Raw genomic sequence first — 14352 nt, forward strand, 5'->3', positions numbered from 1 at the left:
CCGGATCGTAACAGGACAGGGCCCGTATCCCTGTACGGGATACGGGCCCTGATCAGTGCGTTACGCGTCAGCCGTTGCGCTTCCAGCGCGGCTTGTCGTCGCGGCGCCCGAAGGAGGAGCCGGAGTTGGAGCCACCGCGGTGGTCGTCACGGCGGCCGTAGGGGCGCTCGTGGCCACCGGTGCGGAAGCCGCCGCCCGAGGGGCGGTCGTCACGACGGTCGCGGTTGAACGGGCGGTCGCTGCCACGATGACCGCCGGTGGGGCGGTCGTCCCGGCGGAAGCCGCCACGGTCGTTGTCCCGGCGCTCGTCGCGGCGGAAGCCACCGGAGGGCCGGTCGTCGCGGCGGAAGCCGCCGGACGGGCGGTCGTTGTCGCGGCGGAAGCCGCCCGAGGGACGGTCGTCGCGGCGGAAGCCGCCACGGTCGTTGTCCCGGCGGTCGTCGCGGCGGAAGCCACCGCGGTCGTTGTCCCGGCGGTCGTCCCGGCGGAAGCCACCCGACGGGCGGTCGTCACGGCGGAAGCCACCGCGGTCGTTGTCCCGGCGGTCGTCCCGGCGGTCGTCACGGCGCTCGAACGAACGGCCACCACGGTCGTCGCGGTCGCGGCGCTCGTAGTTGCCCCGCTCGTCGCGGCGGTCGCGGCGCTCGTAGTTGCCCCGCTCGTCACGGGAGTCACGGAAGTCGCGGGAGTCACGGGACTCGCGCGCCGGCTGCGCCGGTACGGACGCGATCGCGGCCTGGACCTCGGCCTCCGCGGCCTCCGTCACCTCGGCGACGGCCGCCTCCGGGTCCTCGCCCCGCTCGCGGGCGGCACGGGCGACCAGGCGGTCGGCCTCCTCGCGCAGCTCCACGGCACGGCGCTGGAGCCGCTCGAGCTGCTTGGTGAGGTCGGCGACCTCGCGCTCGGCCTGCTTGGCGGCGTTGTTCGCGGAGTCGGCCTGCACCTCGGTCAGCGACCGGGCACCGGTGATCTCGGCGACCTCCGGGTCGAACGCCCCGGCACCGCCCACGATGTGGCGCGTGGCGTCGACGCCCGCGTCCTCCATGAGGCGGAAGATCTGGCGGCGCTGGTGCGGCAGGGCCAGCGAGACGACCACGCCGGACTTGCCCGCACGGGCCGTACGGCCCGAACGGTGCAGGTAGTCCTTGTGGTCACCGGCCGGGTCCACGTTCAGGACCAGGTCGATGCCGTCGACGTGGATGCCGCGCGCGGCGACGTCGGTGGCGACGAGCGCGTTGACGTACCCGTCCTTGAAGTCGGCCAGGGTGCGCGTACGGGCGCCCTGGGTCATGCCGCCGTGCAGCGCGTCGGCCTTCACGCCCGCCTCGCGGAGCTGCTCGGCGATGCGGTCGGCACCGAGCTGGGTGCGGACGAAGATGATGGTGCGGCCCTTGCGGGCGGCGATCGCGGCGGTGACCGGCGCCTTGTCCTTGGGCTTCACGACCAGGACGTGGTGGGTCATGGTCGTGACGGCACCGGCGGACGGGTCGACCTCGTGCGTGACGGGGTTGACGAGGTAGCGCTTGACCAGGCTGTCGATCTCGTTCTCCAGCGTGGCGGAGAACAGGAGGCGCTGGCCGCCCTCGGGGACCTGGTCGAGCAGCTCGGTGACCTCGGGCATGAAGCCCAGGTCGGCCATCTGGTCGGCCTCGTCGAGGACCGCGATCTGCACGGCCTCCAGGGAGCAGGCGCCGCGGTTGATGATGTCGCGCAGCCGGCCCGGGGTGGCGACGAGGATGTCGACGCCGCGCTCCAGGGCGTAGATCTGGTTGCCCATCGACGTACCGCCGCAGACGACCTTCATCTTGAGGCCGAGGACGTCGCCGTACGGCTGGAGGGCGTCCGCGACCTGCATCGCGAGCTCACGGGTCGGGGTGAGGATGACGCCGCGGGGCTTCTTCTTGTCGGTGTGGCCGCCGGCCAGGGTGGCGAGCAGCGGCAGACCGAAGGAGAGGGTCTTGCCGGAGCCGGTGCGGCCGCGGCCGAGGATGTCCTTGCCGGCCAGGGCGTCCGGGATGGTCGCGGCCTGGATCGGGAAGGGGGTGGTCACGCCGTTCTGGGCGAGCTTGCGGACGATGCCCTCGGGCAGGCCGAGGTCGGCGAAGGTGACCTGCGCCTCGTCCGCCGCCTGCTGCTCGGGAGCCTCGGGAGCGTCGACGGCCTCCACGGCCTCTACGGCGTCTGCTGCGTCGACGAGCTCGTCGTTCTCGGGCATGACGGCGTGGTCAGGACTGAAAATGGACATGCGAAATGCGAAACCTTCCGGAGTCTCGGCACGCGCCCGTCAACTCCGTGTTTCGCAATTCGACCGCCTCTATGCGGTCAGCCACGGCAAGGGAGAGTACGCGCCACACGCGGCGCTCTCGGTAGTGGCGCCGGGCAAAGGGGAACATGGGATCAAACGATCTACCACCATACGCACTCTCCCCCACTCAGCGCAAACCGGCTCACGTCACCCCGCCTGTGACGTCCACCTCACGGCGCCCCGCGCCACGCCGACGAAGCCCCGCCACGCCACGCTCCACCCCCGCGAAGCCCCGCCACGTGCCACGCCACGCGCCACACCCCCGCGAAGCCCCGCCCCGCCACGCGCCGCACCTGCGACGCCGCTCACGCGGGTGCCGGCGACGCCACTCACGCCGGTGCCACCTGCGGCGACGCCTCGGGTTCCGCCCCCGGCCCGTCCCAGCGGTCCTCCGGCGCGCCCATCGCCTGCGTCCGCGTGTCGGCGGCCGGTGAGGCGGACGGCGGGTCCGACGGGTCGGGGCTCGGCTCGGTGGGCGGCGTCGACGGGGGCGTCGGCTCCGGGGGCGTCGTGGGCTCCGGCGGCGTCGGCTGCTGGCTCGGCGAGGCACCGCCGCCGCCCGTGCCACCGCCGGCGCCGCCGTCGCCGGTCGGCGAGGGAGCGGGCGGCCGCGCGGGCCGCGCCCCGGGCGTGCCGTCCGCCGACGGCTTCCCGGACGGCGCCGCCGACGGCTCCGCCGAACCGGTTCCGTCGCTCGGCCCCGGCGAGGCCCCGTCCTCCTCGCCCGGCGCGCCCGCCTCGCCCTCCAGCCCCGGCCCGGTGCGTACGTCGTGCCGGCCGCCCGGCGCGTCGGCACCGCCGTCCGGCTCGGCCGCCGCGGCGCCCGACGGGCCGGCGGACCGGGCGGGGCCCGGCTTCGCGCCCGCGTCGGACACGCTCATGCAGCCGCTGACGGAGCCTGCGGAGGCCGCTACCGCCAGCGCGGTGACGGCCCATCGGACGGGGACGGGCAAATGGCGCACGAGGGCACCTCCATGGGTGCTGGACGGGGTTTCCCTGCCCAACTCCCCAGGCCCCACAAGGACACGCCCGCCCCGGCGCCCGTGTCGGCCCGACCGTCAGCCGTACCCGAGCTCGTGCAGCCGCTCGTCGTCGATCCCGAAGTGGTGGGCGATCTCGTGCACGACCGTCACCTCGGTCTCGGCCACCACGTCCTCCCGCGAGTCGCACATCCGCAGCGTCGGCCCCCGGTAGATGGTGATCCGGTCGGGCAGCACGCCCGCGTACCACTCGCCCCGGTCGGTCAGCGGAGTCCCCTCGTACAGACCCAGCAGATCCGGATCGTCGGCCGACGGCTCGTCCTCCACGAACACCGCGACGTTGTCCATCAGCCGCGTCAGCTCGGGCGGGATCCGGTCCAGCGCCTCGGCGACCAGTTCCTCGAACTCCTCGCGTGTCATCTCCAGCACCCGGCCATTGTCAGGGATGGCCGGGCATAGTGAACGGTCCTCATGGGCATACGGCGCCCATGGCCGCCCGAGCTGCCCTCCGCACCACGTACGCCCGCCTGCTGCGCCACTACCGCTCCCACCACACCGACCCCACCTCCACCCTGGTCCACACCCCTCACCCATATGCCCGCGCCTTCGGGCTGGTCGCCGTCGTACTGATGGGGGCGTGGCTCGGCCTGCTGATCGTCGGTAGCGTCCGTACGCCCGTGGGGCCGATGGACACGAGCATGACCCTGCGCCCGTCCCTCTCCGGCGGCACGAAGATCAACGTCTCGCCGCTGGGCGCGCTGGAGCTCGACTCGCACACCGCGCCCATCCGCCTCGACGTGGACGTGGACCAGCTCGACCCGGTGCGTTCCCAGGCCCTGGTGGAGCACCCCGAGCGGATCACCGGCCTCCAGGACGAGATCACCCAGGACGTCGCCGACGGCACCCGGGAACTGGCGTGGCGTTCCTGCGTCGCCGTCGTGTCGGGCGCCACCGCCCTCGGGCTCGCCGTCTACCGCCGCCCGCGCCGCGCCCTGGCGGCCGGGGGTCTGGCGCTCGCGCTGCTGGCCGCCTCCGGGGCGTCCGCGTACGCCACGTGGAACCCGAAGTCCGTGCTGGAGCCCAAGTTCTCCGGGCTCCTGTCGTCGGCGCCGTCCGTGGTGGGCAACGCCCGCTCGATCGTGACGGAGTTCGACGTCTACCAGAAGGAACTCGCCCGTCTCGTCACCAATGTGACGAAGCTGTACGACGCCGCCTCCACGCTCCCGACGTACCAGCCCGACCCGGGCACCATGCGCGTGCTGCACGTCTCCGACATCCACCTGAACCCGGCCGCGTGGGAGATCATCCGCTCGCTCGTCGAGCAGTACCGGATCGACGTGATCATCGACTCGGGCGACACCATGGACCACGGCACCGCCGCCGAGAACGGCTTCCTCGACCCGATCAGCGACCTCGGCGCGCCGTACGTCTGGGTGCGCGGCAACCACGACTCGCAGGTCACCCAGCGGTACCTGGGCGGGCTGCGGAACGTCCACGTCCTCGACCATGGCCGCGCCGTCACCGTCGCCGGTCTCCGGGTGGCCGGCACCGGCGACCCGCAGTTCACGCCGGACCGCTCGGTGGTGGCGGCCGGCGACGACGCCGAGCGGGCGGTGGGCGCCCGGCTCGCCGCGGCCCTGCGCGAGCAGGCCCGGCGGGGCACGCCCGTCGACATCGCGGTGGCCCACAACCCGGTGGCCGCCCAGGAGACCGACGGCCACGTCCCCCTGGTCCTGGCGGGCCACGTCCACCGCCGCGTGAACAAGCTCCTGCCGGACGGCACCCGCCTCAAGATCGAGGGCTCCACGGGCGGCGGCGGCCTGCGCGCCCTGGAGGGCGACGAGCCCGAGAAGGTCCACGCCTCCGTGCTCTACCTGGACCGGGACACCCGCCGCCTCCAGGCCTGGGACGAGATCACCCTGGGCGGCCTTGGCCTGACGACCGCCGAGGTCAGCCGCCACGTCCCGGACGAAAACCCCCCGACGGCCCCCTCCGGAACCCCGTCGCCACCCGGCCGCCCGACCCCGTCCCCGTAACCGTTTTGGCGAACCGTCCTCACATCCCATATGCTTCTCACGTCCCCGACGCGCTGACGAAGCGCCCAGGCGGGCCATCAGCCCTCATCGTCTAGTGGCCCAGGACGCCGCCCTTTCAAGGCGGTAGCACGGGTTCGAATCCCGTTGGGGGCACGCATCACCGTGTGCGAGACTGGTTCTCGCGCATTGCTTGGTCCTGTGGAGCAGTTTGGAGTGCTCGCCACCCTGTCAAGGTGGAGGCCGCGGGTTCAAATCCCGTCAGGACCGCTGCGGCTCGAAAGAGTCGCGTGGCTGGGTAGCTCAGTTGGTACGAGCGTCCGCCTGAAAAGCGGAAGGTCGCCGGTTCGACCCCGGCCCCAGCCACCGCCACGAAGGCCCCGTCCGATGGACGGGGCCTTCGTCGTACCACCGTGGAGCGCCCCACCGGGCGGCAGCGGGCGAAGCCCCCACCGCCGCCCCGTCGGGGAAGATCAGACGCGCTCGCGGCCGCGCCAGCCCCGCACGCCCAGGGTGATCGCGACGACCGCGACCACTCCCACCAGCAGCGCCCAGTCCGGCACCGCGCGGCCGAGACCGGACGCCCATTCCTCCACCGCGTACGAGTCGTCGACCGACAGCAGGCCCGGGAGGGCGGTCGTGCCGTCGAAGGCGAGGAACAGCGCGCCCAGGGCGATGAAGAACAGGCCGGACAGCAGCGACGTGCTGTGCAGCTCGACGCGCCCCACGCGCAGGGCGCGTCCCCGCAGCCAGCCGCGCCGGCCCAGGTCGTAGCGCTCCCAGAGCAGGGCCAGCAGGAACAGCGGTACGGCCATGCCGAGCGCGTACACGGCCAGCAGCAGGCCCCCGTACGCCGGGCTGCCGCTGAGCGCCGCCACCGTCAGGACGCTGCCCAGGATCGGGCCCGCGCAGAAGCCGGCCAGGCCGTAGACCAGACCCAGGGCGAACACGGAGAGCGCCGACACCGGGCGGATGCGGCCGCTCACCTCGGCGATCCGGCGCGAGGCGAAACCCAGGCCCAGGATCTGCGCCACGCCCAGCGCGACGATCGTCCAGCCGCCCACGGCGACCAGCAGGTCACGGTGGCGGTAGAAGAGCCGTCCCGCGAAGGAGCCGGCCGCGCCCAGCGGGACGAGCGTGGTGGCGAGACCGGCGTAGAAGATCCCGGTCCGGGCGAGCAGCCGGGCCGGGGTGTCGATGGAGTACGCGAAGAACGCGGGCAGGAGCAGCGCGCTGCACGGGCTCAGGAGCGCGAGCAGGCCGCCCAGGAACGCCGCCAGGTAGCCGATGTCCGTCACTTCGCCGCCTCGCGCCGAGCGGATTCGATTGCGGTCGTGAACGTCTCCATGGGCTGGGCGCCCGCGATGGGCCGGCCGTTCACCAGGAACGACGGGGTGGACGTGGCGCCCAGCGTGTACGCCTGCTCCTGGTCCTTCGCCACGGCCTGCCGCGCCGCCTCGCTGTCGAGGTCGCGGCCGAAGCGGTCGACGTCCGGCACGCCCGCGTCCCGCGCGAGCGCCAGCACCCGGTCCTCGCCGAAGCCCTTCTCCTTCGCGCCCTCGGCGTACGCGGCCTTGTGGAACTGCCAGAACCGCCCCTGCTGTCCGGCCGCCCACGCGGCGCGTGCCGCACGCTCGGACTCCTCGCCGAAGATGGGGAAGTTGCGCCATTCGATGCGCAGGATGCCCTCGTCGACGTACTTCTCGATCAGCTCCGGCTCGGTCTCGCGGGCGAACTTCCCGCAGTAGCCGCACTTGAAGTCGGCGTATTCGATCAGTACGACGGGGGCGTCGGCGCGCCCGACGGCGAGCGGGTCCTTGGCGTCGCGCCGGGCGTACTTCTCCAGCTCGGGGTAGACGCCGGCCTGCGGCTCCGCGGACGACCGGGGCTCCACGGACTGCTCGACCACGAGGGAAGGGGACGCGGACGGCCCGGACGGCTTGGTGGCGGTGTACGAGACGACGCCGAGCAGCGCGGCCGCGGCGACGACACCGGCGCCGATGAGGTAGGGCTTGGACTTGGACATGGTGGAGCTCCTGTACGCGTGGGGAAGTGACCGGCCGGGGATACCGCGCCGGCTATACGCGCAGGATCGACAGGTCCAGCGGAGAGAGCGGCACGAGCGGCGGCGGCCCCCGCCGCGGCCGGACGTCCGGCTCCGTCTCGTCCACGGCCCACGCGCCGGTCGCCACGCGCGCGTGGTGCAGGGCGGGCAGCAGCTCGCAGAGGGTGCCCGGGCGGGGCGGCACGGCCGGCGCCAGCCCGCCCTCGTCGTCGAGCGGGTCGCACCCGGGCGCCTGGCCGACCCCCTGCCCGGCGGCATCGGCGGCGGCGGCCACCACGTCGTGCCCCGCGCCCTCGCCCGCGTAGCCGGACCCCTGCCCGGCGTACCGAGCGCCCTCGCCCGCGTGTCCGGCGCCCTGACCGGTGCCCGGGCCGCAGACCAGCAGCGTGCCCAGCAGCACGAGCGCGGCGGCGGCGAGGCGGCACCACCGGCTGCCGGCACGAGGCATGGGCACCGCCTTCCAAGGTCATCCGGGGGTCGTCGACTCGCCGGAAATGGTACGGGGAAATCGGTTCGCCACTCCGTCGCCGCGAGTGAGATCCTGGATCAGGTATGTCTACTTCCTTCGCCGACCTCCAGACCCTGCTGGCCGAGGTCTCGCTGCGCGACGCGCACCGGCTCGGCCGCCGTCTCGAAGGCGCCCGCCGCATCCGCAAGCCCGAAGCCCGGCAGGCCGTGCTGGACGAGATCGCCGCAGAGGCCGGGAAGGCCGCTGCCCGCACCGCCGAGCGCGCGGCGCGGGTGCCGGAGATCACGTACCCCGAGCAGTTGCCGGTCAGCCAGAAGAAGGACGACATCCTGGAGGCGATACGCGACCACCAGGTCGTGATCGTCGCCGGTGAGACGGGGTCCGGCAAGACGACCCAGATCCCCAAGATCTGCCTGGAGCTGGGGCGCGGCGTCCGGGGCATGATCGGCCACACGCAGCCCCGCCGCATCGCCGCCCGCACGGTCGCCGAGCGCGTGGCGGACGAGCTGAGGACGCCGCTGAGCGAGGCGGTCGGCTGGAAGGTCCGGTTCACCGACCAGGTGAACCAGGACGCGACCTTCATCAAGCTGATGACGGACGGCATCCTGCTCGCCGAGATCCAGACGGACCGCGAGCTGCGCGCCTACGACACGATCATCATCGACGAGGCCCACGAGCGCAGCCTCAACATCGACTTCCTGCTCGGCTACCTCGCCCAGCTCCTCCCCAAGCGCCCCGACCTCAAGGTCGTGATCACCTCCGCGACCATCGACCCCGAGCGCTTCTCCCGCCACTTCGGCGACGCGCCGATCGTCGAGGTCTCCGGGCGCACGTACCCGGTCGAGGTCCGCTACCGCCCGCTGCTCGAGGAGGACTCCGACGAGTCCGACCGCGACCAGATCACCGCCATCTGCGACGCGGTCGACGAGCTCCAGGCCGAGGGCCCGGGCGACATCCTGGTCTTCCTCTCCGGTGAGCGGGAGATCCGCGACACGGCGGACGCGCTGCTCAAGAAGCAACTGCGCAACACCGAGGTCCTGCCCCTCTACGCCCGCCTCTCGCACGCCGAGCAGCACCGCGTCTTCCAGGCCCACTCCGGCCGCCGCATCGTCCTGGCGACGAACGTCGCCGAGACGTCCCTGACGGTCCCCGGCATCAAGTACGTGATCGATCCGGGCACCGCCCGCATCTCCCGCTACAGCCACCGCACCAAGGTGCAGCGCCTGCCGATCGAGCCGATCAGCCAGGCCAGCGCCAACCAGCGCAAGGGCCGCTGCGGCCGTACGTCGGACGGCATCTGCATCCGGCTGTACGACGAGGACGACTTCCTCGCCCGCCCGGAGTTCACGGACGCCGAGATCCTGCGGACGAACCTGGCGTCGGTCATCCTCCAGATGACGGCGGCCGGTCTCGGCGACATCGAGAAGTTCCCCTTCATCGACCCGCCGGACCACCGCAACATCCGCGACGGCGTGCAGCTCCTCCAGGAGCTGGGGGCGCTGGACCCCGCCCAGAAGGACCCGAAGAAGCGGCTCACGCAGCAGGGCCGCAAGCTCGCCCAGCTCCCGGTGGACCCGCGCCTGGCGCGCATGGTCCTGGAGGCCGACAAGAACGGCTGCGTCCGCGAGGTCATGGTCATCGCGGCGGCCCTGTCCATCCAGGACCCGCGCGAGCGGCCGGCCGAGAAGCAGGCGCAGGCCGACCAGCAGCACGCCCGCTTCAAGGACGAGACGTCCGACTTCCTGGCCTTCCTCAACCTCTGGCGTTACATCAGGGAGCAGCAGAAGGCGCTGTCGTCCTCGGCCTTCCGCCGGATGTGCAAGTCGGAGTACCTCAACTACCTGCGCATCCGCGAATGGCAGGACATCTATACGCAGTTGCGTACGGTCGCGAAGCAGATGGGCATCCACCTCAACGACGAGGACGCCCCCGAGGACCGCGTCCATCTCTCGCTCCTCGCCGGCCTGCTCTCCCACATCGGGATGAAGGACGTGAAGGACGGCGCCAAGAACGAGTACCTGGGTGCCCGCAGCGCCAAGTTCGCGATCTTCCCCGGCTCGGCGCTCTTCAAGAAGCCGCCGCGTTTCGTGATGTCCGCCGAGCTGGTGGAGACCTCCCGCCTGTGGGCGCGGGTCAACGCGAAGATCGAGCCCGAGTGGATCGAACCGCTGGCCGGGCACCTGCTGAAGCGCACGTACTCCGAGCCGCACTGGGAGAAGGACCAGGCGGCCGTCATGGCGTACGAGAAGGTCACGCTGTACGGCGTGCCGATCGTCGCCCAGCGCAAGGTCAACTACGGCCGTGTCGACCCCGAGGTCAGCCGGGAGCTGTTCATCCGGCACGCGCTGGTGGAGGGCGACTGGCGCACGCACCACAAGTTCTTCGCGGACAACCGCAAGCTCCTGACGGAGGTCGAGGAGCTGGAGCACCGGGCCCGCCGCCGCGACATCCTGGTGGACGACGAGACGCTGTTCGACTTCTACGACCAGCGGGTGCCCGAGCACGTGGTGTCGGGCGCGCACTTCGACTCGTGGTGGAAGCACAAGCGCCGCGAGGAGCCGGACCTGCTCGACTTCGAGCGCGAGATGCTGATCAACGAGAAGGCGGGCGCGGTCACCAAGGCCGACTACCCGGACTCGTGGCGGCAGGGCGCGCTCAAGTTCCGTGTCACGTACCAGTTCGAGCCGGGCGCGGACGCGGACGGCGTCACCGTGCACATCCCGCTCCAGGTGCTGAACCAGGTCACCGACGAGGGCTTCGACTGGCAGATCCCGGGCCTCCGCGAGGAGGTCGTCACGGAGCTGATCCGCTCGCTGCCCAAGCCGATCCGCCGCCACTACGTCCCGGCGCCGAACTTCGCGAAGAGGTTCCTGGACCAGGCCGTGCCCTCGCCGGAGCCGGTCACCGTCACGCTCGCCCGCGAGCTCCAGCGGATGGTGGGCGTCCCGGTGAACGCCGACGACTTCGACCTCTCCCGCGTCCCCGACCACCTGAAGATCACCTTCCGGATCGTCGACGAGCGGCGCCGGCAACTGGCCGAGGACAAGGACCTGGAGGCGCTGAAGCTGCGACTGCGCCCCAAGGCCCGCCAGGCGCTCTCCAAGGCCGCCAAGGCCGCCACCGCCGGCCCCTCGGGCTCGGGGCAGTCCCTGGAGCGCACGGGGCTGACGGACTGGACGATCGGCACGCTCACCAAGGTCTTCGAGACCCGGCGCGCCGGCCAGCCCGTCAAGGCCTACCCGGCCCTGGTCGACGCCGGCGAGACCGTCTCCGTACGGCTCTTCGACACGGAGGCCGAGCAGGCGCAGGCGATGTGGCGCGGCACCCGCAAGCTGATCATGCTCAACATCCCGGTGAACCCCGCCAGGTTCGCCTCCGACAGGCTGACGAACCAGCAGAAGCTGGCCCTCTCCCGCAATCCGCACGGCTCGGTCCAGGCGCTGTTCGAGGACTGCGCGACCGCCGCCGCCGACCGGCTGATCGCCGACCACGGCGGCCCGGTGTGGGACGAGGAGTCGTTCCGGAAGCTGTACGACAAGGTCCGCGCCGACCTCGTGGAGCTGACGATCCGTACGGTGGACCAGGTGCAGCAGATCCTGGCCGCCTGGCAGGCCTGTGAGCGCCGCCTGAAGGCCACGCAGAGCCTCGCACTTGTGAACAACGTCCAGGACGTCCGCGAGCAGCTCGCGGCCCTCATGCCGGCCGGCTTCGTGACGAAGACCGGCCTCAGGCGCCTGCCGGACCTGATGCGCTATCTGGTGGCGGTGGACCGGCGGCTCCAGCAGATGCCGACGTCCGTCCAGCGCGACACCACGCGGATGGAGAAGGTCCACGAGATGCAGGACGAGTACGCCTGGCTGCTGGAGCAGCTCCCCAAGGGCCGTCCCGTCCCGCAGGAGGTGCTGGACATCCGCTGGATGATCGAGGAGCTGCGCGTCAGCTACTTCGCCCACGCCCTGGGCACGGCCCACCCGGTCTCCGACAAGCGGATCATCAAGGCCATCGACGCGGCGGCGCCATAGTGACGATCACGTCGCCATGAGTGAGGTCGACCGGACCCTCTGACCTGCTGTACAGTGTGATTCGCAGCCGCGCGGTCGGCCGCGAATCGAGGTCCTGTGGAGCAGTTGGTTAGCTCGCCACCCTGTCAAGGTGGAGGTCGCGGGTTCAAGTCCCGTCAGGATCGCAACCGGAAGTAACAGAAGGGCCCGTATCCCCCAGGGATGCGGGCCCTTCTGCTGTACGCCTTGACGCGGTCATCTGCCACCGGTACCCAAGCAACAGGGAAGCGGGGGCCCTTCACCGGAGGTGACGCGCATGGCGGCGGCATCCACAGCCAGGCATGAGACTCGCGCGCTGCTCCGCGCCCATCTGGCGGCCGCGTCGGGCTACCGCCACATCACGCGCCACTGCCCCGTCTGTCACCGCCTCCTGAGACTCGCCATGGAGTACCCGGACCCGGTCCAGGAGGAGCCGGAGAGCGACGGGAAGGGGGCCGAGGAGCGGTCGGGGGACCCGGCGAACGGCACCGAATGAGTGTGACGCGAGTCACGAAACCTCTTTTGAAAACCGCTCAACTTACACCCTCCCTACAACCACCCCATTTAATATGTGCAATTGCACCCTTCCCGGGGGCCTCCGGCCGGGAGCCCGAAGGTGCGTCACAGCCCCCGCACCGGCCGGCGGTCGGCGCACAAAAAGATCGCGCTGGACCCGGCGGAGTCCAGCGCGATCGATGACGAAGGCCCGTTGGGGCGGGCTCACGTCGGTGGAGCTATGGGCGGGCGGACCGGGTTGGGGGACCCGGAAATGCCCGGTTCATCAGGGTGTTCAGGCCTCGCTGCGCTGCTGCGGGATACCCGCGAGCAGTGCGCGGACCTCTGCCTCGCGGTACCGGCGGTGTCCACCAAGCGTGCGGATGGACGTGAGCTTGCCCGCCTTTGCCCAGCGGGTCACCGTCTTCGGGTCCACGCGGAACATCGTGGCAACCTCAGCGGGGGTCAGCAGCGGCTCGGCATCAGGGGTGCGAGCGGTCATGAGCGGCCTCCTCGGGAGAACCGAACCTTCTCGGTTCTTTCCTCTAAATTCTGCACCTTGACCCGCGTTGCCCGAAATGGCGGACGCGAGCCGAGTCGGTTATAGGACGAACGGCTTGTCCTCGGCACTACAACTACACCATCTGTCCAGCCACGTTCGGCCAAACCGATGGAATTGCCCTCTCAGGTGTTCATCAGCGGCGGAAGCCGATGGACCATGCCATAGCGGACAGTCACGTCACAGTGACGATCAGTCACAGAGCGATCAGGAGTCAACAGGACCCCCCATAGCGTGCAATGCTGAGCCTTCCGCCCATACTTGGACGGAAGGAGCCCTCCCCGGACTCCTTGTCCTATTTTGGCATGAGGTTGGGCGATGGGCGCAAGAGCCCTGTTAGTGCTATCCGTCACCCTTGACACAAAGGCCCGGATCGGGACCAAGGGCCCCACCGGAGCACCCGCATGCCCTCGGAGCGAGATCATCCGGTAGAACGCCCGCCAGATCCATAGCGGAATCCGTAGTCTTCACCAGCCCTCGGCGATCGCCGGCGGTCTGCGGCGGCGGACCGCCTCAGACCAAGATCATCATCTCAGTTGGCGCGCTGCCGGTCGCGCACCGCGCGCCACCGCTCCGTGAGCCGCTCGTACGCCTTCCCGGCCGCCTCGCCGTCCCCGGCCCGCAGCGCCGCGATGCCCGCCGCCACGTCCGCCGCCGACCGGTCCTCGGCCAGGGACTCCTCCGGCAGGGCGTGCACCAGCCCGCCGTAGTCCAGCTCGACCAGCGAGCGCGGGTGGAACTCCTCCAGCCAGCGCCCCACGTCCACCAGGCCCTCGGTCAGGGGACCCTCGTCGATCGACTCGCGCAGCGTCTTCAGCGCCCGCGCCACCCGCCGCCGGGCCTGCACCATCGGCGTCCGGTACCGCAAGCGCGGCGCCTTGCCCGGGCCGCCGGCCGCGACGTACTCCCGCTCCTCGTCCGAGAACAGGGCGAACCACCGCACCGGCACCTGCCACACCGCCGTACGGATCCACGGCCTCGCGTCCGGGTTCCGCTCCCGCCACCGCTCGTAGTCCGCCTCCACCTGCTCCCGCACCACCGGCGGCAGCGCCGCGTCCAGGACCGCCGGCGGCAGCGTGCCCGGCAGCTCCTGAAGGGCCAGCCAGCCGCGCAGCCGCGTCCGCCACGGGCACACGCACACCACGCCGTCCACCTCCACCACGAAGGCGTCGGCGCTCTCCTGCACGGGCACCGCGACCGGCGGCGTGGCCAGCAGGCCCACGAGCGAGCGGCGCAGCTCGTCCTGGGCGGACGGCGCGGTACCCCGGCGCGCGTACCTGGCCCAGTGACCCCGCTCCGGCTCGGGGAAGGCCGCCAGCGGCTCGTACACCCGCAGGTACGACGCGTACGGGACGAGGACCGAGGAGACGGCTGGCATGTCACGAATCCTTCCACGCCCGTACTCC

At 71.6% G+C, this 14352-nt stretch carries 11 protein-coding genes and 4 tRNA genes; 7 read left to right on the top strand and 8 right to left on the bottom strand.

From position 1 onward, the window contains the following. Positions 1-67: 67 nt before the first annotated feature. The 3 genes from ACZ46W_RS15330 to ACZ46W_RS15340 all read right to left on the bottom strand — a co-directional run bounded on the left by ACZ46W_RS15330 (position 68) and on the right by ACZ46W_RS15340 (position 3714). On the bottom strand, positions 68-2245 hold the full coding sequence (locus ACZ46W_RS15330; RefSeq protein ID WP_468337114.1) for a DEAD/DEAH box helicase: 2178 nt from the start codon (positions 2243-2245) through the stop codon (positions 68-70). A 389-nt stretch (positions 2246-2634) separates the two neighbouring features. Next, positions 2635-3267 carry a hypothetical protein gene (locus ACZ46W_RS15335; protein WP_468337117.1) on the bottom strand — a complete coding sequence of 211 codons (633 nt, stop codon included), beginning with the start codon at positions 3265-3267 and terminating at the stop codon, positions 2635-2637. 96 nt (positions 3268-3363) lie between these two features. Beyond that, positions 3364-3714 carry a metallopeptidase family protein gene (locus ACZ46W_RS15340; RefSeq protein ID WP_185923670.1) on the bottom strand — a complete coding sequence of 117 codons (351 nt, stop codon included), beginning with the start codon at positions 3712-3714 and terminating at the stop codon, positions 3364-3366. 59 nt (positions 3715-3773) lie between these two features. Between ACZ46W_RS15340 and ACZ46W_RS15345 the strand changes: the two genes are divergently transcribed. The 4 genes from ACZ46W_RS15345 (at position 3774) to ACZ46W_RS15360 (ending at position 5684) form a co-directional block, all read left to right on the top strand. Beyond that, complete coding sequence (locus tag ACZ46W_RS15345) at positions 3774-5321, top strand: metallophosphoesterase family protein (RefSeq protein ID WP_468337120.1); 1548 nt, start codon at positions 3774-3776, stop codon at positions 5319-5321. 80 nt (positions 5322-5401) lie between these two features. Further along, positions 5402-5474, top strand: a tRNA-Glu gene (locus ACZ46W_RS15350). Positions 5475-5513: 39 nt separating this feature from the next. Continuing rightward, positions 5514-5588, top strand: a tRNA-Asp gene (locus ACZ46W_RS15355). A gap of 22 nt (positions 5589-5610) precedes the next feature. Further along, positions 5611-5684, top strand: a tRNA-Phe gene (locus ACZ46W_RS15360). Between the two features lie 107 nt (positions 5685-5791). Here the strand turns inward: ACZ46W_RS15360 and ACZ46W_RS15365 are convergent. The 3 genes from ACZ46W_RS15365 to ACZ46W_RS15375 are packed head-to-tail and all read right to left on the bottom strand — an operon-like array spanning position 5792 to position 7831. Then, positions 5792-6616, bottom strand: coding sequence for a cytochrome c biogenesis CcdA family protein (locus tag ACZ46W_RS15365; protein WP_468337123.1), 825 nt, complete (start codon positions 6614-6616; stop codon positions 5792-5794). After that, positions 6613-7344, bottom strand: coding sequence for a DsbA family protein (locus tag ACZ46W_RS15370; protein WP_468337126.1), 732 nt, complete (start codon positions 7342-7344; stop codon positions 6613-6615). Before ACZ46W_RS15370 ends, ACZ46W_RS15365 begins: the two co-directional genes overlap by 4 nt. 52 nt (positions 7345-7396) lie before the next feature. Next, the gene (locus ACZ46W_RS15375) at positions 7397-7831 is read right to left on the bottom strand and encodes a hypothetical protein (RefSeq protein ID WP_468337129.1); all 435 of its coding nucleotides are present in this window, start codon (positions 7829-7831) and stop codon (positions 7397-7399) included. A 104-nt stretch (positions 7832-7935) separates the two neighbouring features. On the opposite strand from ACZ46W_RS15375, the gene hrpA reads away from it, so the two are divergent. The 3 genes from hrpA to ACZ46W_RS15390 all read left to right on the top strand — a co-directional run bounded on the left by hrpA (position 7936) and on the right by ACZ46W_RS15390 (position 12388). After that, positions 7936-11874, top strand: a complete 3939-nt coding sequence (gene hrpA, locus ACZ46W_RS15380) for an ATP-dependent RNA helicase HrpA (RefSeq protein WP_468337132.1) — start codon at positions 7936-7938, stop codon at positions 11872-11874. A gap of 90 nt (positions 11875-11964) precedes the next feature. Further along, positions 11965-12038: transfer RNA gene (locus tag ACZ46W_RS15385), tRNA-Asp, on the top strand. 131 nt (positions 12039-12169) lie between these two features. Continuing rightward, positions 12170-12388, top strand: coding sequence for a DUF6274 family protein (locus ACZ46W_RS15390; RefSeq protein WP_468337135.1), 219 nt, complete (start codon positions 12170-12172; stop codon positions 12386-12388). Between the two features lie 294 nt (positions 12389-12682). Here ACZ46W_RS15390 and bldC read toward each other — a convergent pair whose 3' ends face one another. Then, positions 12683-12889 carry a developmental transcriptional regulator BldC gene (gene bldC, locus ACZ46W_RS15395; protein ID WP_003949541.1) on the bottom strand — a complete coding sequence of 69 codons (207 nt, stop codon included), beginning with the start codon at positions 12887-12889 and terminating at the stop codon, positions 12683-12685. Between the two features lie 589 nt (positions 12890-13478). After that, on the bottom strand, positions 13479-14324 hold the full coding sequence (locus tag ACZ46W_RS15400) for a DUF8083 family protein (RefSeq protein ID WP_468337138.1): 846 nt from the start codon (positions 14322-14324) through the stop codon (positions 13479-13481). Positions 14325-14352: the final 28 nt, after the last annotated feature.

It is taken from the genome of Streptomyces sp. NPDC031064, assembly GCF_055570965.1.

What these genes read in the sequence shown, in the direction of transcription:
- bldC (WP_003949541.1), bottom strand. Translation starts at nt 12,889, where the DNA reads ATGACCGCTCGCACCCCTGATGCCGAGCCGCTGCTGACCCCCGCTGAG.
- hrpA (WP_468337132.1), top strand. Translation starts at nt 7,936, where the DNA reads ATGTCTACTTCCTTCGCCGACCTCCAGACCCTGCTGGCCGAGGTCTCG.
- ACZ46W_RS15370 (WP_468337126.1), bottom strand. Translation starts at nt 7,344, where the DNA reads ATGTCCAAGTCCAAGCCCTACCTCATCGGCGCCGGTGTCGTCGCCGCG.
- ACZ46W_RS15390 (WP_468337135.1), top strand. Translation starts at nt 12,170, where the DNA reads ATGGCGGCGGCATCCACAGCCAGGCATGAGACTCGCGCGCTGCTCCGC.
- ACZ46W_RS15375 (WP_468337129.1), bottom strand. Translation starts at nt 7,831, where the DNA reads ATGCCTCGTGCCGGCAGCCGGTGGTGCCGCCTCGCCGCCGCCGCGCTC.
- ACZ46W_RS15345 (WP_468337120.1), top strand. Translation starts at nt 3,774, where the DNA reads ATGGCCGCCCGAGCTGCCCTCCGCACCACGTACGCCCGCCTGCTGCGC.
- ACZ46W_RS15400 (WP_468337138.1), bottom strand. Translation starts at nt 14,324, where the DNA reads ATGCCAGCCGTCTCCTCGGTCCTCGTCCCGTACGCGTCGTACCTGCGG.
- ACZ46W_RS15330 (WP_468337114.1), bottom strand. Translation starts at nt 2,245, where the DNA reads ATGTCCATTTTCAGTCCTGACCACGCCGTCATGCCCGAGAACGACGAG.